The organism is Agrobacterium sp., from assembly GCF_032092815.1.
Lineage (GTDB): Bacteria > Pseudomonadota > Alphaproteobacteria > Rhizobiales > Rhizobiaceae > Agrobacterium.
In genome coordinates this window covers 52,297-75,425 of record NZ_DAMDBP010000005.1, presented here as the reverse complement: position 1 = coordinate 75,425, position 23,129 = coordinate 52,297, and the positions used below count along the sequence as shown (strand labels likewise).

Sequence of the window (23,129 nt, the reverse complement as noted above, 5' to 3'; positions counted from 1 at the left end):
CGGGCAGGGTTGCGGTTTGGCTGGAGTGCAGAAGCCCTTATTACCGAGTTTGTGCCGGTTGAGCGCATGGAGCCGAAGTGGATCATGACCCGCTCGCTGCGCACCGGCATTATCAACTATTCCATTGATCGTGCACGTATGCCGGGCCTGAAGGGTGCAGTGCTGCTTCAGGCGAAAAATGTGGTGAGCCTCGGTTTGTCGCTTGGTCGCGCGCTTTCGGCTTTTGCCAAGACCGGGCAGTTTCTGGTCGCCACGCATCCGGTGCTGCTATCGGTGGGCCGTGTCCTCGCCAGCGTCGGGATTACACTTTCACCCTACAAGGCAAAACCGGAGCCTCAGCAATAGGTCAGGCGCCGGCCTGCGCTGGAGACGGGGAATTACGCAGGCTCAAAAGGGCCATCCATACGGCGGCTGCAATGCCGATTTCGACGATGAAATAGCTGCCGAGCGTGCCGTATATGCCGAAGCTCCAGGTTGCCAGTGCGACCAACAGTGAGCCTACCAGATTGCCGGTGTTCCAGATTTTTGCACGAATGTTCTGAAAACCCGAAGCGCCCAGAGCCTCCAGCGCGGTTGCTGCGACCGCCATGGGCAGAACAGCCCAGCAGAGAATACGCGTCAGAGTTGGCAGAGATACATATTCCTGACCAAACAACAGTGGCAGCAGCGGGGCAAAAATGGTGATGACACCTGCGCTGCCAATAGCGATGACCAGTGCCGCTTTCAAAATGCCCTGTGCGCGCTCGATGGTTTTGCCCATGCCTTGCATGGCGAGCGATGCGGAGCCTGGATAGATCAGGCGGTTGAGCGCTTCGACGGAAAGATAGGAGCTGTCGAGAATACGGCGTGCAATGGAGTAACTGCCGAGTGTTTCGGCGCTGGCCAGTGCACCGAGGATGAGAATATCGGCATTGCCGCGCACAGCCTTGAAGAAAAACTGGGTTGAAAACAGGATGCCGATCCGCACCTCTTCGCGCACAATGGTGAAATGCGGCAGGCCGAGGCGTCTGGTGGCCTTCAGGCAGATTACAGCAGTAATGGCGTGGGCGGCAAAGTTCCACAGCGCCCAGCCTTCAACGGTTGTGACGTTGAAAACAAGGCATGCACCGACAGCGGCGATGGTGCGGGTGATGGCAAACAGCACTTCCAGCTTGTTGGCCGAGGCAAATTCCGAATGCGCAATGAAGCTTTGAGTGGAAAGCGAAACCACTTTCAGCAAAATCAGGTTGGTGAACAGTATCAGGGCTGCGGTGATCAATGTGTCGATCAACGCCGGCGCCGTTGGGAAAAACACCGGGATTGTCAGCATGCCGATAAGAAACAATACGCCGCCGGATAAAGCGCTGAGAATGTAGGCGTGGCCCAGCATCATCGGATAGGATGAGCGGTCCTGCGCCACACGGCGGATCAGCGTCTCATTGGAGCCGATGCCGCAGATCTGCACCCCAAGATTGGTGACGGCGGTGATCGAGGCAAACAACGCAAACTGATCAACCCCCAGGTGTCGGGCCAGAAGCGCGAAAGTCAGAAGTTGGGCGGCGCTGGACATCAGCAATGCTCCGCCGGATGCCGTATAGGACATGACCATCTGCAGCAAACGCCGGAAATTATAGTTTGACGTTATCACGCCTTGCTCCTGTTTTCCGGCTTCCTTCGTTGCCGCTTGCGGATTTCCAACCCGTATACGGTGACGAAGCACGCTTCAAACCCGAATTGATCGTGGAACGCCAACATTAAGTGCCTGACGGTAAGAGAGAGTTAAAGAGCTTCATGGTTTTATGGTTACCGTGGTTTATGTAACGTAGTTCTGGAAAAAAGATTCTGTATTTCAGGCCGATACTTCAGTAAGCCTCAAGATCAGGCGAAATTGAAAAGACGGCACTGTGAATATGGATGCCCGCAAAGCAGGAACTTATGGCCCGTTTAACTGACATGGATGAGGTTTCTGTGTCGGATGATGTGTCCGAGCGTCCACGATGGCTCGTCGGGTTTCTTTTCGTTACCGTTTTTCTTTATCTGTGGATTTCGGTGCGGCCATTTGAAAACCTGGCCACGGCCTCTGCGGGTTCAAATGCGCTCAATCAGCTTGTTGGCCTTGCCTTAACGGCTGTGCTGGTGCTGGTGGCCGTGCGGTGTCAACTCACGGGCCTTTTGCTGAAGCCACGCTTGCCGATTCTTCTGCTTTTTGCGTGGATGCTGGTGGCATCCGTGCTCGGCAGTCAGCCGGGAACAGCCATCCAGCGTCTGGTATTTACCGGCCTTCTCTGTGTCATCACCAGCATCATTGCCGTATTGCCGGCAGATCGGCAGCAATTTAACCGGCTGTTGGGCATCGCATCCTTCGCGCTGTTGTTCATTTGTTATGCCGGGGTGATTGTGTTGCCTGCGCGCTCAATCCACCAGGCCTATGATATCGCCGAGCCAGCGCTTGCCGGAGATTGGCGCGGGGTTTTCAACCATAAGAATGCGGCTGCACCTGCCATGATCATGCTGATGTTTTTTGGGCTTTATCTGCGTGTTGCATGGTCCAAATGGCGTGGCACATTGATAACGCTGCTCGCCTTCGTGTTTTTGATGAAGACCAATGGCAAGACGGCCGCCATGCTTTTACCTGTTACCCTGATGTTGTCCTTGTGGCTGGAGCGTCACCCGAAGCAGGTTCTTTTGACTGTCGGTGGTCTCATTGGCTTTCTGAACCTGTTTGCGGTGGGCTCTGCCTTTTCACCATCGATACGCCATGTGGTTGACAGTTTTGGTATCGATTCGACCTTCACCGGGCGAACCGATATCTGGGAACTTTCCTTTGTAACTTTTTTCCATTCACCTGTTTTCGGGCAAGGGTTCCAGTCCTTCTGGAACAGCCCGGCTTTGTTGGCTCAGGCAACAACGTCCGCGACATGGGCCATCGGGGCGGCGCACGCGCATAATGGGTACATCGAAAGCCTGCTCAACGGTGGCTTTCCGGCATTTCTGCTGACCTGCGCATGGTTGGTGATTATTCCAGCGCGCGATCTCACCAAAGCCGTTCAGCGTGGCGCAGCACCTGATCTCAACCGATTGTTTGCACGTATGTGGATTTTCGCGTTGCTATCGGCCTGCCTTGAAAGCAATTTTTTCACCGGGACTGGTCCCATCTGGTCATCACTCTTGATTGCCATCTACTGCCTGCACCATCAGGCGAACGACCAGCTTTGCGAGAACGAACACGTTTCGAGCGGCCTGCAACAACGTAACCCTGGAAGGGACGATGCCAATGTCTAGCAAGGGAACGCTGCTGGAGAGAATTTCCAACCGTCTGGTGCGGCATATTCCAACCAAAAGAGTGGATGTGAAAACCCATACACCCATCGTGACGTTTACCTTTGACGACATTCCACAGACGGCAAGTTCCGTTGGGGCGCGGATATTGGATGAGGCCGGTGTCAAAGGTACTTTTTACCTTTCCGGAAGCTTCATTGATACGGTGGAAGATGGCGAGCAGATGGTGACCAGCGCCGAGTGCGAGAGCCTTGTCGCGCGTGGTCACGAGCTTGCCTGCCACACGTTTTCGCACCGCAGACTGGTGACCTTTTCAAAGCAGGAGTTGGAAAAAGATCTGGCAAAAAATGAACAGGCACTCGCTGCCTTCGATCATCGCCAGACACCACGCAATTTTTCTGTTCCGTTTGGAAAGTCTTATCTGCCGTCACAATCTACGCTGAAGCGGCAGTTCCGTTCATCCCGTGGCATATTGCCAGGTGTTAACCGTCACAACACCGATCTCTATCATTTGCTGGCCGTGGAGCTACGTCCCGATACGCAGTTTCTGGACGCGGCAGATCAGTGGCTGGATTCGGTCATCGAAAATCCAGGATGGCTGATTTTCTTTACGCATGATGTGTCTGACAATCCGTCATTTTATGGCTGCCCACGGGAGCGGTTACAGGCCTTGGTGCAGAAGTCGCTATCTGCAGGTTGCCGCATCATGACGGTTGATGCAGCTCTTGAGGCGCTTGGCCTTGTGAAGGCCAAGCAGAATTGACGCCACTATCTAAAGCGGCTTAGTGCCGCGCCAGTTTCATCTTGAGGCCCGATGCGCTGATCATCAGCAGCATCACGACAATCAGCGCCGGCCAGATAAAGCACAGCGCCAGACCCAAAACGCGCATGGCATCCCATTCGCGGCCTTTTTTCACGCCTTCCAGGTATGTCATGGTCAATGACACCAGTGTGCCTATCACATAAAGAGCAATTGAAATGGTCGTGAGCATGGTCGTTTCCCACTAAGGCTGTTTGAAAATTCATTTACTGACTTATTGATTAAAATTATATCAATCACGAAAATGCGGCAATAATGAAGAAGGCCCGGAATGCCTCCAGGCCAGTCTAAATGTCACCCTTCAAATCTTAGGGTAACGCGCATTTTCGAGGTTTTTAGATGCTCAGACGTTATTTCGACTGGGTCATATAGGTTTTTGTGTTGGTTCGGTTTTTGGCGCGCGGCAGCTTGGCTGCTGCGTTTACACGCTTTTTGGGGAAATAGCGGTGCATCAACAGGGCGTAAATGGCCATCGGATTGGTCAGCAAATAACGTTTTCCCAAACGGCGTGGTTCCTGCAACATACGGTGCAGCCATTCCAGCCCCATATCCTGCATCCATTGTGGCGCACGTTTGTTTCGTCCAGCCAGGAAGTCGAACAGGCCACCGCATGTTTTAATGACAGCAACACCCTTTAGCTTGTCGAGGTTACGGCTGACGAACTGTTGTTCAAGTGGGATGCCAAAGCCAACCCACAAGATATCTGTTCCTGAATTCAGGATTTCCTGGATGATGTCGTCTTCCTGATCGGCGGTGAAATAGCCATTGCGATAACCGGCAAAGACCAGATCAGGATAAAGCTCTTTCATTTTGGCGACGGCAGCATCATTGACCTGTTGTGTTGCGCCGAGGAAATAGAACCGTGTACCGGTGTTCTCGGCCCTCTTGGCAACGGCATGCACGAGGTCGGTGGTCGCGACGCGTTCAGTAAGATGCTGTTTGCAAAACCACCGGGTGAACAGAACCAGAGACATGCCATCAGCATGGATCTCATCCGCCTCAATCATAGCCTGTTCGAAAGCCGGATTGCGATGGCATTCCGCAACCACCTGTCCATTGGCAGATGTCGAGTAATAGGGACGGGCTGTGCGGTCGCGCTGAGGGGCGGCGCGCGCGATGAAATCGTCGGCAGATTCTTCCATGCCTGCTTTGACGACCGGCAATCTTGCGAGTGCGATCGTCGGCCAGTTTTTCTCTTGGCCTTTTGCATGCATGGCGCTCATCCCCGACAAAATCATTTTGCGTTTAAACGGTTATTGGCCCGTTTCGATTTGTATAACAGCATATTTAAATACAAAATTTCAATGCCAAAGGAATGTTCTAGTTAACTTGAAGTTACGTCATTCGATACAAACGAGTATTTTTACGGCACTTTAAGTAGGTAAATGCGCTATTTTCTATTCCGGAATGAAGCAAATGTGCCTGAATGATCAGGTGGAATAAAGCCGTCTGATTTTTTATTAGGAATTTGCTAACCATACTGGTTATGTGTTGGGGAGGAAGCGTGGGCGTAACGGCCAGAATTGATGCCGACACGTAAAAGACGAGCGACACGGCCCAAGCAGTCGTGTCGCTTGAATTGTAGGGTGATAAGAAACGCCTCAGTCCTTTATGCGACGCAAAAGGTTGATAAGCTGATTGCGCGCCTTCTCTCCTCCAAGGCGGCTGATGAGCTTTTCCTCATTATGTTTCCATATCTCGGACAGGTTGCCGAGCATGTCACGACCGTCTGGCGTCATGTCCAGAAAATGCACACGGCGATCTGTTTCCGATTTTCTGCGCGCAAGCAGACCTTTGGCTTCAAGATTGTCGATGATAGCGACAAAATTTGCGCGCTGAATGCCAAGTGCCTCGGCAACGTCGCTTTGTTTGAGGCCGGTATTGTTAGCCACCACGATGAGAACGGAAAAGTCTGCTGGTCTCAGCCCAATTGAAGCCAGGCTGTCATTAAAGTCCTGAACCACGGCAAGTTGCGCGCGGCGCAAACGGTACAACACTGCCTCCGACAGTATTGAATAATCGACATCACTTCCCCCATAGGACGGCTTTTCGGGAGATGCTGCATACTTGTTTTTACTCTTTGAAGTTACATATGCGAGATTCCCATCCATCATCGACTCCTCTGATTCGACTGTGATATTAATTAATTACAGAATTATCTTTATTAGAACAAGTTTAATAACGAATGAATAATGAACGAACTTTCTCTATTTCTAATAGAAATGCGAGATAGATTTGTGCAAATTTTTGGATGACTGGAAATCTCGGTATCATTTGCTGGTGCGGCCATGTCTATAGGCACTCCTCCCGTGCGAGCTTGCGCAAATGACTATAGCAACAGGGCTTAATACGATTGCTGCATTTTCCGCATTGATGCGAAGCGCAACCTGGTCTAATAACCAAATGACTTCAGGGCGATTCATCGCCTCTACGGATGCACCCGTAGCTCAGCTGGATAGAGTGTTGGATTCCGATTCCAAAGGTCGCAGGTTCGAATCCTGCCGGGTGCGCCACTGAAATACTTGATTTTGTTGAATTATCAGTCTTTCCTTGTCCTCATGCGCACTGGAAATAAGCTAGCTCAGTCCTAGCCCAGTAGCGCATATCCTTCGGAATTTCTCAATAATTTCAATGTAGCGTTTCCGGGCTCGGTCTCGGAGCTAGCGCAGTTCCAGCGCAATGCTCCAACCAAAGTAACTCCATCGGAACTCAGGTTATGTTGCAGCGTCCCCCCGAACCGACAAATGCCCCGTTCACGCTTTTCCAGCGTGAAGGCACCCGAAACTGGTCAATGCGCTATTCGCTCGGCGGCAGGCAGATCAAAAAATCGCTCGGCATTGCTGACTACGATGCCGCACTACATCGGGCGAATGAAATTTATCACGAGCAGAAGTATCGGCATAAGCAAGGCCTGTCGCTGGTTCAACATCCTTTCAGTGAGGTCGCCGAGGAGTTTATCGAAAAAGTCTGCGCTGAAGCAGAGCGAGACGAACGCAGCCACTATCACCCGATATTCTGGCCTCCGATCATCCGACGTTTTGCTGTCGGCTATTTCGGGGACAAGGCAATCGACCTCATCACGACCGCCGATGTCGAACGCTATCTGGAATGGCGAAAGACATATTGGACGGCCGGCCCCGGATCGAAAATCGAGAAAATCCGGTGTGAGCGAGAAGACGGTCGCGTTTTCTCACGCCCAGCCCCGCGCAAGGTCGCGGCACTGACGACCATGAAAGGCGAAATGGTCATCATGCGCGAATTGTTCGAACAGGCCGCACGCTGGGGATACTGCAAACACCTGGACCTGCCGAAAATCCGGTCGAAGAAAACACCCGACAATCACCGCCCCGGCTTCAAGCCAGAGGAATACGAGAAGCTGATTGCCAAAAGCATCGAGCGCATCAATGAGCATCACGCCAAGCTCAGGGTCATCAAGGCCAAGGACGGGCGCGTCTGGACGCAAAAGGCCGTCACGGAGGGCATCCGCGCGGATCGCGTTCGTCTGCACGCCTACATTGAACTGATGGCAAACTCCGGTTTGCGACCGACAGAGGCAAAGAACCTGACATGGGGTGATATCTCCTTATTTCGCGAGACACGGCACCTGCCGCTCTACCAGCAGGACGCCCGTTTGGCGGTCCATGGCAAGAGTAAGCATGGCAGCGCCGTGCCGCTTTACGGCGCGTTGTCGGCGCTCGGCATGCTATGGGACTTGTTCGTCCATGACATGGGGCGACAGCCGCAGGATGACGATCCGGTCTTCGCGGACGAGAAGGGCAATCGCATCCTTTCGTTCAAGAAAAGCCTCAACGCGCTTCTGGTCGCCACCGGGCTGGAAAAGGACAATCGCGGCAAACGTCGCACGTCCTATTCGTTCCGGCACTTCTATATCTCGCAGATGCTCGCCAACAACGTCTCCGTCCACCACGTTGCCCGCAATACCCGCACGTCGCTTGCGATGATCGACAAGCACTATGCGCAGGTGAATACCGAGCAAATCAAGGACTTCCTCCGGCCCGGACAGGAGGACTATGCTAACGAGCCTGTCCTGTTGGACGACGATGCCTATGATGAGATCAAACTGCTTGAAAAGCGCATTGAGGAGCTGAAACGCGGTAGCAAGGACGGCTCAACGGAGCAACAAATCGCAAGGCGGTACATAGAGAAACGAGCCGGATAGTTATATCGACGGGCTTTGTTTGGTCACCAGCTTAGGTAGTGTTAAAATCGTTGTATGGCGAGCCGCAAACGACGCTGGCATAGACCTCAAGCAAGCACTGCCGCGTGGGATCTGCTTCCTCAACAAAGCGGAAGTCCATGCGTTTAATGCGTTCGAGCGACTGCTGGAACGCCGCCGCGAATTCGGCGTTCAATAGCAAGCCAGGGCGCGACATCTCACCAGCTTTGTATTCTGCTTTGATGTAGCCTGTCATTTGACGCGCTAGCTTGAAGGCGAATGGCGCGCTGTTGTGACCACTTGAAAGCCGGGTGTGTTGACCGTAGCGGGCCCGAACATTGCGCGTTCGTCCCACATAAAGGTTTGTCCCTCCCTCGCTGAACATGTATACGCCCGGTCCCTTAATTTCAGGAGGGAGAATCCCCGTCGTTACGGGCGGCTGGCTCACAAGGGCTTCGAACTTTGGATGAAGAGCTTCGGTGTAGTGTCGGAATTTTTCGTGCATATGCCCTCAATTTCAATATCGCCGCCTGCAAATTACATCACGAATCATGCGTGACATGGGTTCATATGAAATTGGTTCCGTGCAGCCTCGCAGCGATTTCATCAGTGGTTTGCGTTGATGGCGAAAGCAGCTTTGGCGACAACTCATCGAGATTGAGATACCTCGTTCCCATCATCCCGCCGGGGGAGGTTTTCGTTATCAGTGTTGGGACAAACTTTTCGACAAAATACACCCTCAAATCATCCTGCCCCAACGCATAGTAGCTGGTCTCCTTCACAACTTCCCTCACGCGATCAATTTGCTCTTGCGAAGTCGTTCCAAACTCGTTTTCAACCACGTCAACCTGGCCGTTGTTGAACGAAAAAACAGCGATCGTCTGCAACCTGCCAATTGCATGAACTTTCTTGTTTTTGTAGATTCCAAGGAATCCCGCGCTACTACGACAAGAGCGCGAAGGAGGCTCATAGTACAGCCCGAATTTCAAGTTTTCCGTCAGGGACATGCCGCACAGGAAGACCACCATGCGGTGGTCTCTGTTATCAAGAAGCCCTTCATTCGCAAGGAAATCTTGGTAGTCGTCCAATATGCGATGCAGGCTTTCATCATGACGTTCGCACGTTTGCCGCAGATCATTGATGATTCTGGAGTAGGTCAATCCACGATAGATTATTTTTTTGTCCGCAGCCTTTGCGATCAACTTCGCATTGAGCGCCTCGGGGGAAGGTTCTCGCGTAAGACCTATCAAAAGTCGCGTCGCAGCACCCCCGATATCATTGGTGATGCTGTTCATGTGACGCTCGATTTGGTCTTCCCAGAGGCCTCCGCCGTGCTTGCTCTCGAAGTAAATCTGAAGCGGCGCCTGCTTTATAAAGCCGTCGGGCACGCTGTCTGACATTCTGATCTGCTGCTCAAACGTCAATCCTATTTCGACCGGCGCTTCATCCAACCAAGTGTTCAGGACTTGCTGAAGCTTTCTAGGACTCTCTTCGTAAAAATACCGCAGCAGCAGTAACGTGTTGTTGGTGGCATGGTTCTCCCGTTGGGAGAAACGCTGAAAATATGACACTCTCGACATTAGGCCATCTCATTTGCGGCCACTTTTCGGGCCGAGTAATTCTATTGGTCGTTCGAAGACTTTCCTCGGGAGCCGTCAACGAATCTCCCTGCAGTAGTTTCTCGTGACGGCCCTGGGTAGATCAAGGCCCAGACCAATCATAAATTGCGCTCGCCCTTTTGGCAGACGGCTGTATCCGGGAAGCACGTTCAACGGTTTCGGAAAGGATCACAGCATGTCTCACCTCAAGGCTCTCAAGCTTACCTCCGCGGTCCCGGTTCGCGCGACCGTCGATCCGGTGCAGCGGGCACGGGAAAAGATGATTGCGGCGCTGGCCGAGCAGAAGCAGATGGCCGAGGCGAAGATCGCCGGGCAGGCGTTCACGCCGACGCATATCGTGCGCAAGAAGAATGCCGCAGGTGTTCGTGTCGAGGTCGAAGCTCCCAAGCGCGTGCGTCAGGGCTGGTTCACCGATGGCAACGGCAAGGTGTTCTTCGCGATCCACTATGCCGGCAAGCCCATCGAATTCGCCAAGGACAAGAACGCCATCGAGGCCGGGGAGCTTTCGGCACTGCCGAAGGTCATCGATACGCTGGTCGAGGCAGTGCGTGCTGGTGAGCTTGACGCACAGTTGGCTGCTGCCGCCGCCGAGCGCGGCCAGATGCTGCGCAAGCCGAAGTAAACCGCGTACTTTTCGCGGGAGAAGCATCCGAAGGCCATGGGATCAAATGATCCCATGGCCTTCGTGCGTTCCGGCAGGGCCGGAACGCTGTCAACGAGCGTCACGGACACGCGTTCGGGGTCCCGCGCTGTCGCACTGCATATTTGCCCTTCGCCGCGTTCCTTGACGCTTCTCTGCTTATGCGCGATGCACGTTGCCGCCGGATGCAACACCAATCGGCATGCGCCCTGCCAGCGCCCCGACCATGGCACTCTCTGCTCGACCTTTGCGCCAACTGGAGTTTTGTTTCCGCCGAAAGTGAAGCGGGGACCGAATGCACAGCCAGCAACATGACGGAGATACCGACAATCGCGAATGGATCGAGCAAGCGCAAATCGATCTCGCCATGTTGTTCGCGACGGACCTGCATGTGGGGTCCGAACGGCTCTACAAGATCAAGCGCAAGGGCACGTCGCTGAACCTGCTTTACGAAGTCGACGGCGAACTGCACCAGCGCAACTATCTGTCGGCGCTCTCATGGCGGGCAATTCTGCTTTTTGCGCTGACCGAAGGGAAGTCCGTAACCGTTCATGAGATGGATCAGCCCGGCCGATATCGGCGGCTGTTCCCGAAAACCCTCCTGCGCCGCCTTGCATGGCATGCGAGGCCGAACGCAAATTTCCCGCCGTTCGCTCGCCTCTACGATCCAAACGGGAAGGCCGTCATGCTGCTGACCCGGAGCCGCTTTTGTGGCCATGCCGTCGATGCGCTCCACAATCTCACTGATGGCTTGCCTATGTTTCAACCCCTTTGGATTTCCGACATCATAGCGTTGCGGCCCATGCTCGGCATCGAGCTTGTCCGCGACGAAGCATTCATGGCAACGCTGCCGATCAGCGCGTATCTGGAAGCTGCCGCGATGACGGACCGGATTGTTGAGGAGCCAGAGCTGTGCGCGCTATCGCTTACCGGCAATGTGCTTCGGCTCGTAGCCCCACCGTCATCGAAGGCAGTCCGCAGTATCTACGATCAGGCGTGCCGGGAAAACCCGGCACTGGTAAAGCTGCGAGATTGCTCAATATACGGGGACTACTCCTTCGGCTGACCGGCGATATAGGCGGCGTATTCGAGCCGATAGTTATCGAGCACGCTGTCGTCTTCATCGTGCATGTAGGCATCATGCGGACCGATATTTCCGGCCTTAGCAGCCGCGTAGATCGGATTTTTCTCAAGCCATTCATCCGGCACGGTCTGATCTAGTCGCATCTGCAGAACGACCATCCGGCACCGGATCGCATTGATTTCGTGCCGAATGGGCTCATACAGATCTGGCATTCGGGTCTGGTAGTCGTGGATAGCCTTGTCGGCCTCATAGAGAGCATCGCTCAACATAGGGTAAATTCCTCAATTTCTGAATTTTTGTCGTGTTACACGACGTTTAAGAAGGGAGCCGGCTGTTCCGGCTCCCAATCGATCAGAGCGCGATCAACCGCTCCAGCCGCTTGTAAAACTCGCGGTAACTCACGGTGCCGTCACGCGATGTATTCGTACGAAGGATCGCGAGAATGAGCGTGGGATCGTATCTCCGACCTTCCGCGTCGAGAATAGTCATGGCGAAGTCCAGCAGCGCCTCCGGTGTCGGTTGCGGCACCTGCATCCGATGGCACCGATCCTGTACCGGCGCTGGTACCCGGTTCACGTGATTGGTGGTGAGAATGAACTGCACGCGCATTCCGGGCTTGCCCTGATACGCGGGTAGCAGATGCTTGAGCGCATCCATGGCGTCGCCGCTTAGCCGGTCACATTCATCGATGATGACCGCCGTAAAGTTGTCGTCGTTCGCCTTGTACATTTCGCAGAACGTTTTGGCCGCGCGGATTTTGTTGATGCCGGTGTCAAGGCCCGCATCAATGGTCATCTGCGCGTTCGCAGGAACGAAGCCAGCGCAAAGTGCCGGAGGCAGCAATTCCGCAAGCTGCGTCTTGCCGGTTCCGGGCGGGCCGAACAGCAGCAAGGGCATTTCCGTCTTTCCTTCCGCATACATGCGGATGAGGTCAGCAAGAGGCTGATAATGGGTCCGATAATCGGCGAGCGTCTTCGGCCCGTACTTTTGTGCTAGGTTCATGATATTCTCCATATTGTCTGGGAAAGGCACTGGTAGCCGCACCAGGCAGCTACCAGCGGTTCGACTATTCGGCGTTCGTTGCTTCGCGCGCGGCTTGGATCGCCGCTTCAAGCTCGGCTTCCTTGCTGTCGATGATGTCGGACAGGATCAGCGAGTTCGCGTCGGCTTGTTCGCGATCGAGCTCGCGGCCCAATGTGACCAGCAGGGGGCGAACCGCAGATTGCGCGCTCGTGACGAACGTCACTTTGTATGCGCCTGTCGCGGTGGGCTCGACCAGCATCGCCAGTACACTGCCCATGGGCATTTCCGCCGGGAAAAAACTGGCGTCGAGTTCAACGCCGCCGTGGCCCTGCGCAAGGAAATCCTTGGCCCGCTGTTCGGGCTTTGCATCGTCCTCCTGCGGCACTTCCTCAGAAACCCGAAGCGACGGGTTCGAAGCTGCAATCGTGCTTGCCTGAGCATTGGACGCGTTGGTCGTGCCGTTCGAGCTGTTGGGCGAATTGTTCGTCCGCTGACCACCAGTACGGATTGCTTCGATGCCGTTGCTGGCCGCAATCCACTTTGCGACGGCAGCAGCAGACGTCAGCTTAGCTTCTTCTGCCTTCTTGAGAACGGCCGCATATGCGCTCACCTTCTGTCGGGTGATGTCCGAGAAGACAATATAGAGGACGAGCGAATAGACGTGCGTGTTGTTCTTGACCTCGATGCCACGGTCCTTGCATGCCTGGTTCAGGACATTCTTGTCCGTCGCATCGGCAAGTACCTTGCACTCGCCAAGCACCAGATAAAGTGCTGAGTTTGCCTTGGCGAACAATGCGGCGGCGGCGGCGCGCTGCTTGATCAGCTGGTCGAGAGACTGATTGACCGCCTGCGGAACGGACACTGTATTTGCGTTATTAGCCATTCGATTTCTCCTTGTTGGCCGTTTGTGAACGAGGAGAAATCTACGGCTGGCTACCCTAAATAGCCCCCGCGTAGAAACGCTGAAAATTCTTGAAAATCAAATCCTTAGAATGTGGCGAAAACTTCGTCGCGGCACGCTTCGCCTTTTCGAAGAGCCCATAGTGGCGCATGGCCTTGATGGCGAGGTCATCGTTCGGGACATAATCGTCCGTGCCGCTTGTACGATGCTCGGCGCTGGCAATTGCTACAGCCAATTCGGCATAGACCGATGACGAAATGCGGCTGCTGTTCGATGCAAAAAGATCAGGGTACCGATACCGCTGGCTCAGTTCGTCTATCGTTGGGTCACTTGAATAGTTCGGGATCGATTTACCGAGATGGACGATCAGATCGTCCATGACTTCACAGGCCTTGAAAATATGCCGAACGCGCCAGTGTTTCCGAGCGCGCATCACGCCTTGTATGTTCTTTTTCACGTCAGACCTCGGCCTCTTCGTATCCGGCGGATTTGCGGCCACGATCTCCATTCGATTGACGTGATTGTTCCGGTGCTGGACTGGATTTAGGCTCTTGTTGAAGGCAATGGTTTCGTGACTGACCTTGGGGTTCGCCTTGAAGCTAAATCCGGGATCGACAAGCTGAATTATCCGCCGCTCACGAGCCGTATAGCCGTCTTCAAACAGCATTTCGGCACCTCGCTGGTGGAGCATCCGAAGCCGGATATTCTCCTCTTCGGACAATGTGCCCGTTCCCTTTCTGCGTTCCTCACCTAAGTCCCGCAGCCTCGCCATATCGAAGTCGTCGTATTCCAGGCGGTACAGTAGGATCTCGGTTATTTCCCGCTGTTTCTCGGCCGCTCGGTCGGTCGCATCAATCTTCGCCGGATCAGCTTTGAAAAGGCCGGGGTAGAATTTATCCGGGTCACCCAAGCCGACCTGTATCTGATGAATTGGATCGATCCGCGAATGGAACTCGATCTCCTGCTGCAAAGCGTCAAAAGGCGGGTCAATACGAAAACGGTCCCGGTATGCGCGAAGGGTTTTTATCTTGTCCGCCAGAACGTCTTCTTTTGTGTCGCCTGCGGCCTTGATCTTGTTCATGACATGCTCCGGGTTCGCGGCAGGATGGACGCGAACCTCTAAAGAAATATCCAACGATGTCGTGTTACACGACGTTTCGCTGGCCGATAGCAATGCAATCTGCGTGTGGATGGGATATGGAAAATTCGATCCGGACGGACCAATGGTGGGGATTTTTTGATAACCTTGATACTTGAGTATCTGTCGTCTTCGACAGTGTGAATGCCATGTGCATTCGTTTCGAGGAGTTCTTTGGTTCTCTTGAACCTTATCATCTGCTGGTAGAATTCAATTACCGCTCTGCAGGGAAAGCGGTCCTTGAGAAGTCAGCCATATCGCGTGGGGCTGCTCGATACTCAGCGATGCCAAGCTGTCACAGCATGCGATAGGTTAGTTGGAGATTTCCTTCATGAAATCCCGGGTGAAGGCGATCTGATCCGGGTTAAAGCCGTAACGGGTCATTTCCTTGGTGCAGTAGCTGGCAACACCTGCGCAGTCATAGACCTCTTGCAGATCGTATTTGCCGTCGCGGCAGACACGATGCCATTGCATTTTTGTCAGCGCCTCAAATTCATCAAGCGACATTTTCGGCACCCGCAATAGTCCGTGAGCATGAATGTTGCTGCCCACATGTTCGATGAAGAATATGCCATCTGTACGTTGCTCTGGCAGATGGCGAGCGAATTTCTTGCCCAGTATGGCGCGGTCGACACGCCCGCAGAGCCGTCCAAGCTTCTCCTTCATCGTCGCAAGGTGTGGTTCAGTCGGATCGATCAGCGTGACATAGAAATTCGGCTCGAAGGTTTTCGCGAAGTCGACCCATGCCTGCTGAAGTTTTCTGCTCTCCGTGTAAATGAATTCCATATGCTTCTCCTGCTGCTCCACTAGCAGCGCCATTCTTATAAATATTTCAGTTATTTAGCGGTCAGCAGCAGAACCCCGCATCAAATGGGTCGGAACCGCGCGTCTTGAAGGAGGGCAACAATGGGCAGCGATATCGAACTTTTGGAAGCGGTCTGCGAGCGGATGCAGCAGGTCGGCCTTGTGCAGAGCAAGGCGGAGTTTTCCACGCGGATGCTCGGCAAGGGTCCGAGCTATCTGACGTCGATGAGTGCGCGGGACCGGCAAGTGCCGGAGGAAGTTGTGGCGTTTCTTAGCGACCAACTGACGGCAGATATCGAGGCCGATGATGTCGCAATCTTCATCCTATCCGAACAATGCAACCAGCGCCAACGCGATCAGGATCACCGTCACGACCTGCTCGGCTGGATCGCCCACCACCGAGCATTGCCGATGGATGACACGGTCAAGGTACTTGCGCAGCCGAAAAGCACCGTGACGGCTTCCTCAATTCGGCAGAAGCTCACCGGCTGGCTGTCACGCCGCCGCGTGGCAATGCCGTGACCGTTGAACTTGTCGTGTTTCACGACAACGCGGCTACAGCAGATCGACGGCAGCTTTCATCATCTCGTCGCGCACATCGATATATCGCTGGGTGGTCGTCAGGTTTCGATGACCGGCCAGCGTCATGATGACCTTCGGGCTGACTCCGGAATGCGCAAGCCGGGTGATGAACCAGCGGCGACCGCTATGGGAGGTCGCCCCGTCGAGGCCGGCACTCTTATATAATTGCGCCATCAACTGGCAGAGCGTGTTCGCCGAAAACGCCGTCCGTTTCTGTGTCAGAAGTAGCGGCGCATCACCATCGCGTTCCACGGGCCATTCGTTCCGGTGCCTTTCGATCTCCCGACGCAGCTTGTCGTTTAGGAACACGACCCGCGCATGCCCGCCCTTTGTCACTTCCGCGCTCAAGCGCAGTTGCTCGCGGACCTTGCCCTCGCTGTCGATTACGTCGCGTACCGTCAGGGCGGCGATTTCTCCGACGCGGAGCCCTGCGAGATGCGACAGCATCAACGCCAGCCGGTTGCGTCCCGCATGCTTCATCTGCGCGACCACGGCCATCAAGCGCTTGAACTCCGCATCCGTCAACACACGCGCCTGTTTCATCAAAACCTCACAAAAAGCAGCGTTTCCATGCCGCAAGTTATGTTGCCAATGATCGCCGAGGGCGAGCGCAAATTGATGCCGTGAAATATTCAAAGGGAGCAAGGCTTTAGGGGCACTAAGGGCGGAAACCTGAGAAAATGTGTGTTTTATGAAGTTTCCTTGCGGCGGTACGCACCCCTTAGTTGGCCGCACCCAAAGGCACACGTACGAACTGTCTCTTTTGCTCTACTGCCCCCTTTCCCAGAGCAGGACGGGAAAGGGTAACGCCAACAGATCGCGCCTACCTAAGCCGACTTGCGGCAGCCGAAGTTGCAGGATATTCGTGCGTAGTGTGAACCTGCAACCGACGGTTCAGAGTGCCTGCGGCACATTCAGTGGAGCAAAGATGACGGTATCAGTTATAGGTTTAGCGCGCGATCTACGCACAAATACGCCGGTCATATATGCGCAAATGGCAACCGCCGACTATCTCAATATTGTTGGACATGATTTTGAAAACTTCTCCATCCAGAGACGGCGCGAGACGCACAAAGCCTACGAGAGGCTAAAAGCCGACATCCGAAGCGGCGCCCTGCTACCGTCAATCACTCTTGCCGTAAAGCCAGAGTATGTCGATCACGTCATGCCGCTTTACCAACAGGCCATTGATTCCAACGACGTTGAATCGCTATCAGCGGCACTTAGCGAGCCCGGTCGGGTCGATATCCTCGATGGTTTACAGCGCACTTACATCCTAAGTGATCTCCGTGCCGAAGGACATGTATTCGTTCACGGACAGACAATCCTAGTCGAATTTTGGCTGGAGGGAGATCTCCAAAAGCTAATCTACCGCATAATTGTCCTGAACGCGGGACAGAAGCCAATGTCCATTCGACACCAGATTGAATTGCTCTTCATGTCGTTGAAGACCTCCATCGAGGCAAGGATAGACCAGTTGAGCATCTACACTGAAAGAGAAAATTCAAGGCGGCGCAGGCCTATGAAGTTTCCGCTGGCGGTGGTTGTATCAGGTTACCAGGCCTTCATCACGGGATCCGCAGAGCTAAAAAAGGACAACATAATTGCATCCCAGATGCTCGAGGCGAACGCACTGGACGCTACAGAAGAAGAAATTGGAGAACAGTTCAACGATTTCGTAAAGTACCTCTCGATCTACACAGAAATGGATCGCGAGGTGTTTCGCGTATACAGCGGCGGCAACAGCGAAAGCGACGGGCCAGACCTCAGCGAAATGACTGACGCCACCAAAGTGATGGTTGCATCTCATTGGCTAGCAGCAGAGAATGTTTTTGTCGCTTTTTTCGCGGCCATTGTGCAGTACGGAAACATTCCAGATAAGCGCCACCGCATTGACGAAGCGTTGAACTCGTTGGTCGCGAGCCTCCGAACCGCTGGATTCGGTGCAGATCCTCTTCATCTTGAAACCTTTGACAAAGTCCGGGCGGGAAGCAATCCCCGTAAAGTCAACGTCGGCATTGCAACGCGTAAACTGCTCACAAACGGCTTCAAGGAGTTCTTTAGAGATGCAGGCGAGACCACCCTCGACCGTTGCTGGCAGCTGGCGGCAGAGTAAGAACCTTGACCCCAGAAGAAATATCAACGCTGGCTGCAGCAGGTAATTTGCCTCAGATAGAGGGAGTTGATCCTGCGACAGCTCAAGATCTCGACGGCTATCTGTGCGTCAGTGACTTGGTGGCAATTGCCGTCGAGGTTGTATCTCCGATGTGGAACCGCGCAGAGGATTGCGAGCTAAAGACGAGCGGCGGACAATCTTTTGGAACACTTTGCTTCACCAAAGATCTCGGGCGGGTAGATCGCGACGAGCTAACGCAATGGCGCTATGCGGCATACTTGGCGGACAGCGAAGTAACGGACGTGACGGAGGCTACTTACGCCTTCAAACGAGACTACATTGTTATCGACGCATCATTTCTCGTCTCTTACCTTTCAGAATACAGGGACGGTGCACCGATTTGGGGAGGCTTTTCCCACGAGAGCTACAATCCTTCATACTGGTCCCGTAGCGGTCCTGAAATCATCGCGAAGAAAAACATTAGCCCGCCGACTGAGGTTCATGCCGTCAATTTTGCTCGACTGACCGCGGCTGGAAACAACTTTGAACGTTACCTAAGAATGTACCATTGCGTCGAACTGCTATTCGACTATGTGATTTTTAAGAAAATAAAGCGGCTCAATGACGATCTCTTCGGCTACGCCGAGGTCATGAAAGAAAACAGCAGAGTAGAGCTCGACAGGCTCAAGATTTTAATCAGAGAATATTGCAAAGATGTCGACAAACTCGCGGATGCGCTGCACGGTGCCGCCGCATTTGAGGTTACCTGCAGAGAGATATTTCAAACTTTCTCAAAAGATGGCAACCCATTAGGGGATGAGGCGCGGTGGTCAAAAGTTTGGCCTTTCATTCTCGGTCAAAACCTCTCACTGACAAATATGCGAACGGCGAGAATCGCAAATGACGCCGATGTGTATGGCAAATTTGTCATCGATTTGGCGGCTTATTGGATCTATCGGGTCCGATGCTCAATTGCGCACAACAGAGTAGGTGAATTTATCATCACTGACGATCACGACGAATTTGTCGGAAAATTTGCTTGTTCACTTTTGGGAACGGTCCTCGAGCAGCTGCTGGCAGACGAAGACTTCCGTTCATTAAACGCTTAGGCCCTTGGAACTCAAACCATAACGCGCATTCTCGTAGATGCGTACGCCACGGAATTCCTCAGACCTGGCAGCGATTTTTATGGCAGCAAGGCCTTAGTGCTCCTAAAGTAGCAGCGCAGGACTGTTTGAAGCCTCGACATCTACCTGAGGCTCGGCTCACCATGGCATTGACGAGCCCTTCCGAGCCAGTGATGATAAGTCGAGATGTCACGGGAAACCAAGCCATAAAACTTTAACGCCCATATCGGGACTGGAAACTCACCACCCCTTCCTAAGTTAGGTCCGGTACGAATGCCGCGCACCTTCGCTCTCATGGGGCCCGGCAAGCGGCGGATGGATTATCGAGCTGACTATGCCACGACAATCACAGAACACAAAGCGTCTGGATCGGATATTATACGCATGCGAGCGGATTGCGGCTTGCGATCTCTGGCCGTACTGTACTAGCTGCGGCGTCCTTTCGAATCAGGGCAGCCGTATAAATGCAGCATGCCTGAGAGTGTACCTATATGCGAGAGCTCAAAGTTGTTGATCTGTTCTGTGGCGCAGGCGGCATTACCTGCGGCTTCGAAGGTGCAGAAACGCGATTGAGCTTCAAGACGGTTCTGGGCCTTGACATCGATCAGAGCGCAATCAGCATTTACAACGATAACTTTGGTAGAAGAGGAGCCACCGAGAAAGTTCAGGTTGGAAGGAAAGTCGACCTTAATTGGTTTGCGCATCCGACCGAGATTAGGCTCTTTTATCTCGCACACCTGGCATACAGTGGCCAGGATGCTAGGCTCGAAAAAGAACTATCCGACATTGGCCTAAACGAGTTTCTCGCTGAGCTAGCGCTCTGTGACGAAAAGTTTTCCGCTGAGTTTTCTAAGATGTCGAACGATGCAGACTACAAGGTCTGCGTAAGCGACATTTTGCAGCGAACCGATGCTACAGCGCTAACCAAGGCATTTATGAACAAGCTGGGACTCAGCTCGTTGACCTCACCACGTCCTGCTACAGCTCAGCTCCCTTGGTGTGAAGAATATCAGAATGTGGAGAAGCGCTCGTTTGCGCTGGCGTCGAAAATTGACGCCGATATCCTAGGTAGCTTCCAAGAGCTTTGGGACAGTAAGGTGAAGGAGCTGTTGGAAGCTTCGCAGAAGGCGGGCCGAGGTAAGCTCAAAGGAAACGCTGCCAAGGTAGCCAATGTCGCTCAGTTCCTACTTTCATCGCAAGGTGTGAAGCTTGGTCATATTTGGATGAATTGGCGCGCAACACGCGAAACTATCCGAGCAAATTTCTGCGTCAGACGACGGGAACAGATCGACCTTCTTTATACTGGTGAAAGGAGGGTCGATATCGTCCTGGGAGGTCCACCGTGTAAGGGCTTTAGTAGGATCGGTCGTCCGGTGATCCAGAGCCTCCGTAATCAGGGCGTGCACGCATGGAGCCACAGAGAATATGGCGATGAACGTAACGCACTCATGTGCCAGTACGTCCTATTCTTGGACGCCCTCCGGCCGGATGCGTTTCTCTTCGAAAACGTCGCAAACTTCCAATCTGCGCTGAAAACACCAAACGGGGTGTTGGATGCCCCCTCTTTGTTAGTAGAGCTCATCGACGCCATATCCGATGGTGCACACTACGCAATAAAGCACAAGGTCCTCAATGCACGCAATTTCGGTGTGCCTCAAGATAGACGGCGCTTCATAATGTTCGGCGTCAGAGGAGCCGGTAGCACTTCAAAAAAAGTGCTTGATAGCTTTTTCGACCTCCCGGTTTACGGGGATGATGTTGCGTTAGCGGTTGCGTTGGACGGACTGGCGCCAGCAATGCCCTTTCAAAGCGGTGCGCGGTCGGAGGGAAAAGTGAGCGTTTATCCAAGGATTGATGAAAGGATGCCTCCGGCTGAGTATCGATACCGGCTTTGGACCTCCGCGCCTCATCCAGTTACCCGCGAGCGTAGTTATACGACTACTGGACACATCTACAGAACTGGTCGGGACGACGATCGTGCGTTCGTTGAGTATGTTGCCCCTGGAATCAGATGGATGGATCTCAAGCCATCCAAGGCACCCACATTAAAAAAAGCACAACAGCTATTGCAGACCTTGCAGGCCAAGACACAGGACAAGAACGACCGAGAATCCCTACATTGGCTGCACTCCATAATGGACGAAAGCCTCGTGCTCCGTTTACTACTGGAACACAACCAGTTGGCCAAGGGGCTGGAAGAGCAACATTTGTTGTTGGAGGGTTACCTAAAAAATGGAGCGTCGATGCACGGCGACTGGTTTGAGCGCCTCTCCGCATCAAAACCATCAAAAACGATCGTCGCCCACATTGGGAAGGATACTTACGGATATTGGCATCCATTCGAAGCCCGCTCCATTTCTATACGGGAGGCTGCGCGAATTCAGTCATTTCCTGACTGGTTCAGAATCGCAGGGGTGGGAGTTGTTGACGCGTATACCGCAATTGGAAACGCAGTTCCGCCACTTATGGCTCAGATGTTTGCCGCACGGCTTTGCGATCTAGACGGCATCTTCGGAATCTTCTCTGACCGGGAAGCGAACCGCCTAGCTGCGGCTGAATGAAGCGAACGCGGTTTAGATGGAGGCAACCACTGCTGCTAGCTTGTCCTCGGCGCTCGCCCTAAGCCCTGGATCCGTTTGCAGCAACTGCAAAATGTCTACCTGCAAGACTGCAACTTTAACTGCCCCTGCAAAGGCTTCGTAGACATTTTTGACGACAACGTCAGAATGCGGTCTACCCAAAGGATAAATGATAAAGCACTTCGCAACGTTCGCAGCACGAGAGTAAGTTAGAATCTGGTAAAGATCATTTTCAGCTGGAACGGGATCTGCCAAACTCCTGAGTCTCTTCCACTTGCTGTCACCAAGAAGCTGGCCACTTCCCAAGTGAATTATGAGATCCGGTTTTAGGTTTACGAAGCTTCCACCGTCGGCGGTTCTCAACACGCAGCCGAGACCATCCTTTCGAACAGTCCCGCCGCATTTTCGTTCTATCCCTCTCGCTAATGCTAGACGCACAGCCTTCTCAAAAAGATGTTCGATCCGGTATAGGATCCCGAGCCCTGCTTCACCTCCAGCCTCCCATGGGTTTGATGTACGCTGCTTGACAAGAAGGTTCGCTAGCGTAAATAGCCACTCCCAGTCCGCGGATCGCACTTCCGCCTTCGCGCCTTCAATTAGCTCCACCGACAGTGGAACGGATCTCACGTCGCTTAGCAGCGACTGCAACTGGCGAGCTTGCCATATCAATTTTCCATCATGAGCTTTTGTCATACTTTCTTCGACGACCGCCCTACAGAGGCGAGAAGTGTTGTTGTCCGCTTGTAGCGGAGCATGGCGAACCATCACGCCCCGCATAGTGCCGGGCATTCGGCTTGCCAGGCTGTTCAAATCCACACGGCCAGCTAGAGAGTCTCGCAGCTCCGTGACTTCAAAGTAACTTCTCGGGAATTCCCAAGAAATCAACTCGGCAAGTCGAGCGAGAAAGTAGGCAAGAATTATATCGATGATTCTATCGGACGAGCTCGCGGCATAGGCCTTACCTGATCCAAAGCGTCCAGCAAGCGCGAGCGGGAAAGTCGCTTGTAGGAACTGCATGCCCCTAGCCACTGAAGCATCTTCGGCTTCGTACACCTTAGGAAGAATTTGGATCTGCACAGAAGGAGTGGATACAAGCCCAACCAATCCTGTCGCGGTCAGTCTCTTTTGGTCCAGCTTCAACGCTGGTCCAAGCTCAGATCTTCCTGCACGGACTAACCTACGTCTGATCCGATCATTATCTAGTGCCGGTGGCAGCGGAACAGGTTGGTGTTCGAAGACATTGATAGAAATGACACGCATG

22 protein-coding genes, 1 tRNA gene and 1 pseudogene are annotated in these 23,129 nt (G+C 53.5%); 11 read left to right on the top strand and 13 right to left on the bottom strand.

All coding sequences use genetic code 11. From position 1 onward, the window contains the following. A pseudogene (locus RT613_RS03980) lies at nucleotides 1-345 on the top strand (glycosyltransferase family 2 protein); the annotation flags it as partial. A gap of 1 nt (nucleotide 346) precedes the next feature. Here RT613_RS03980 and RT613_RS03975 read toward each other — a convergent pair. After that, nucleotides 347-1,582: a lipopolysaccharide biosynthesis protein gene (locus RT613_RS03975; protein WP_313613315.1), complete on the bottom strand. Its 1,236-nt coding sequence runs from the start codon at nucleotides 1,580-1,582 to the stop codon at nucleotides 347-349. 332 nt (nucleotides 1,583-1,914) lie between these two features. On the opposite strand from RT613_RS03975, the gene RT613_RS03970 reads away from it, so the two are divergent. Continuing rightward, the gene (locus RT613_RS03970; RefSeq protein ID WP_313613162.1) at nucleotides 1,915-3,261 is read left to right on the top strand and encodes an O-antigen ligase; all 1,347 of its coding nucleotides are present in this window, start codon (nucleotides 1,915-1,917) and stop codon (nucleotides 3,259-3,261) included. Further along, on the top strand, nucleotides 3,254-4,021 hold the full coding sequence (locus RT613_RS03965; RefSeq protein ID WP_313613160.1) for a polysaccharide deacetylase family protein: 768 nt from the start codon (nucleotides 3,254-3,256) through the stop codon (nucleotides 4,019-4,021). The genes RT613_RS03970 and RT613_RS03965 overlap by 8 nt, the downstream gene beginning before the upstream one ends. 19 nt (nucleotides 4,022-4,040) lie before the next feature. Here RT613_RS03965 and RT613_RS03960 read toward each other — a convergent pair whose 3' ends face one another. From RT613_RS03960 to RT613_RS03950, 3 genes are all read right to left on the bottom strand, one after another. Next, entirely contained in the window at nucleotides 4,041-4,250 is a 210-nt protein-coding gene (locus tag RT613_RS03960; RefSeq protein ID WP_313613158.1) for a hypothetical protein, read from the bottom strand. A 178-nt stretch (nucleotides 4,251-4,428) separates the two neighbouring features. Further along, nucleotides 4,429-5,292, bottom strand: a complete 864-nt coding sequence (locus RT613_RS03955) for a WecB/TagA/CpsF family glycosyltransferase (protein ID WP_313613156.1) — start codon at nucleotides 5,290-5,292, stop codon at nucleotides 4,429-4,431. A gap of 387 nt (nucleotides 5,293-5,679) precedes the next feature. Then, a complete protein-coding gene (locus tag RT613_RS03950) occupies nucleotides 5,680-6,189 on the bottom strand; it encodes a MarR family winged helix-turn-helix transcriptional regulator (protein ID WP_313613155.1) in 510 nt (169 codons plus the stop codon). A 325-nt stretch (nucleotides 6,190-6,514) separates the two neighbouring features. Here RT613_RS03950 and RT613_RS03945 point away from each other — a divergent pair. Together RT613_RS03945 and RT613_RS03940 are read left to right on the top strand one after the other, a co-directional pair. Further along, a tRNA-Arg gene (locus tag RT613_RS03945) sits at nucleotides 6,515-6,591 on the top strand. 278 nt (nucleotides 6,592-6,869) lie between these two features. Beyond that, nucleotides 6,870-8,258, top strand: a complete 1,389-nt coding sequence (locus RT613_RS03940) for a site-specific integrase (protein ID WP_313613154.1) — start codon at nucleotides 6,870-6,872, stop codon at nucleotides 8,256-8,258. A gap of 31 nt (nucleotides 8,259-8,289) precedes the next feature. Here the strand turns inward: RT613_RS03940 and RT613_RS03935 are convergent, their stop codons facing one another. Together RT613_RS03935 and RT613_RS03930 are read right to left on the bottom strand one after the other, a co-directional pair. Beyond that, nucleotides 8,290-8,760 carry a hypothetical protein gene (locus RT613_RS03935; RefSeq protein WP_313613152.1) on the bottom strand — a complete coding sequence of 157 codons (471 nt, stop codon included), beginning with the start codon at nucleotides 8,758-8,760 and terminating at the stop codon, nucleotides 8,290-8,292. 61 nt (nucleotides 8,761-8,821) lie between these two features. Then, complete coding sequence (locus RT613_RS03930; RefSeq protein ID WP_313613150.1) at nucleotides 8,822-9,835, bottom strand: hypothetical protein; 1,014 nt, start codon at nucleotides 9,833-9,835, stop codon at nucleotides 8,822-8,824. A 214-nt stretch (nucleotides 9,836-10,049) separates the two neighbouring features. Between RT613_RS03930 and RT613_RS03925 the strand changes: the two genes are divergently transcribed. Then, nucleotides 10,050-10,496, top strand: a complete 447-nt coding sequence (locus tag RT613_RS03925; protein WP_313613148.1) for a hypothetical protein — start codon at nucleotides 10,050-10,052, stop codon at nucleotides 10,494-10,496. 313 nt (nucleotides 10,497-10,809) lie between these two features. After that, nucleotides 10,810-11,580, top strand: a complete 771-nt coding sequence (locus RT613_RS03920; protein WP_313613146.1) for a DUF2958 domain-containing protein — start codon at nucleotides 10,810-10,812, stop codon at nucleotides 11,578-11,580. Here the strand turns inward: RT613_RS03920 and RT613_RS03915 are convergent. The 5 genes from RT613_RS03915 to RT613_RS03895 all read right to left on the bottom strand — a co-directional run bounded on the left by RT613_RS03915 (nucleotide 11,565) and on the right by RT613_RS03895 (nucleotide 15,446). Then, nucleotides 11,565-11,867: a hypothetical protein gene (locus tag RT613_RS03915; RefSeq protein WP_313613144.1), complete on the bottom strand. Its 303-nt coding sequence runs from the start codon at nucleotides 11,865-11,867 to the stop codon at nucleotides 11,565-11,567. The genes RT613_RS03920 and RT613_RS03915 overlap by 16 nt on opposite strands. A gap of 82 nt (nucleotides 11,868-11,949) precedes the next feature. Next, the gene (locus tag RT613_RS03910; protein ID WP_313613143.1) at nucleotides 11,950-12,600 is read right to left on the bottom strand and encodes an AAA family ATPase; all 651 of its coding nucleotides are present in this window, start codon (nucleotides 12,598-12,600) and stop codon (nucleotides 11,950-11,952) included. Between the two features lie 64 nt (nucleotides 12,601-12,664). Continuing rightward, on the bottom strand, nucleotides 12,665-13,504 hold the full coding sequence (locus RT613_RS03905) for a hypothetical protein (protein ID WP_313613142.1): 840 nt from the start codon (nucleotides 13,502-13,504) through the stop codon (nucleotides 12,665-12,667). 55 nt (nucleotides 13,505-13,559) lie between these two features. Beyond that, a complete protein-coding gene (locus RT613_RS03900; protein WP_313613141.1) occupies nucleotides 13,560-14,603 on the bottom strand; it encodes a hypothetical protein in 1,044 nt (347 codons plus the stop codon). Between the two features lie 369 nt (nucleotides 14,604-14,972). Beyond that, entirely contained in the window at nucleotides 14,973-15,446 is a 474-nt protein-coding gene (locus tag RT613_RS03895; RefSeq protein ID WP_313613140.1) for a hypothetical protein, read from the bottom strand. Nucleotides 15,447-15,566: 120 nt separating this feature from the next. On the opposite strand from RT613_RS03895, the gene RT613_RS03890 reads away from it, so the two are divergent. Beyond that, nucleotides 15,567-15,986: a DUF6626 family protein gene (locus RT613_RS03890; RefSeq protein ID WP_313613139.1), complete on the top strand. Its 420-nt coding sequence runs from the start codon at nucleotides 15,567-15,569 to the stop codon at nucleotides 15,984-15,986. A gap of 33 nt (nucleotides 15,987-16,019) precedes the next feature. Here RT613_RS03890 and RT613_RS03885 read toward each other — a convergent pair whose 3' ends face one another. Then, on the bottom strand, nucleotides 16,020-16,589 hold the full coding sequence (locus RT613_RS03885) for a site-specific integrase (protein WP_313613138.1): 570 nt from the start codon (nucleotides 16,587-16,589) through the stop codon (nucleotides 16,020-16,022). A gap of 385 nt (nucleotides 16,590-16,974) precedes the next feature. On the opposite strand from RT613_RS03885, the gene RT613_RS03880 reads away from it, so the two are divergent. The 3 genes from RT613_RS03880 to RT613_RS03870 all read left to right on the top strand — a co-directional run bounded on the left by RT613_RS03880 (nucleotide 16,975) and on the right by RT613_RS03870 (nucleotide 21,850). Beyond that, a complete protein-coding gene (locus RT613_RS03880; RefSeq protein WP_313613136.1) occupies nucleotides 16,975-18,162 on the top strand; it encodes a hypothetical protein in 1,188 nt (395 codons plus the stop codon). A gap of 5 nt (nucleotides 18,163-18,167) precedes the next feature. Next, entirely contained in the window at nucleotides 18,168-19,271 is a 1,104-nt protein-coding gene (locus RT613_RS03875) for a hypothetical protein (protein ID WP_313613134.1), read from the top strand. A gap of 509 nt (nucleotides 19,272-19,780) precedes the next feature. Next, on the top strand, nucleotides 19,781-21,850 hold the full coding sequence (locus tag RT613_RS03870) for a DNA cytosine methyltransferase (protein ID WP_313613132.1): 2,070 nt from the start codon (nucleotides 19,781-19,783) through the stop codon (nucleotides 21,848-21,850). Between the two features lie 12 nt (nucleotides 21,851-21,862). Here RT613_RS03870 and RT613_RS03865 read toward each other — a convergent pair whose 3' ends face one another. Beyond that, nucleotides 21,863-23,128, bottom strand: a complete 1,266-nt coding sequence (locus RT613_RS03865; RefSeq protein WP_313613130.1) for a 5-methylcytosine restriction system specificity protein McrC — start codon at nucleotides 23,126-23,128, stop codon at nucleotides 21,863-21,865. Between the last annotated feature and the right edge of the window lies 1 nt (nucleotide 23,129).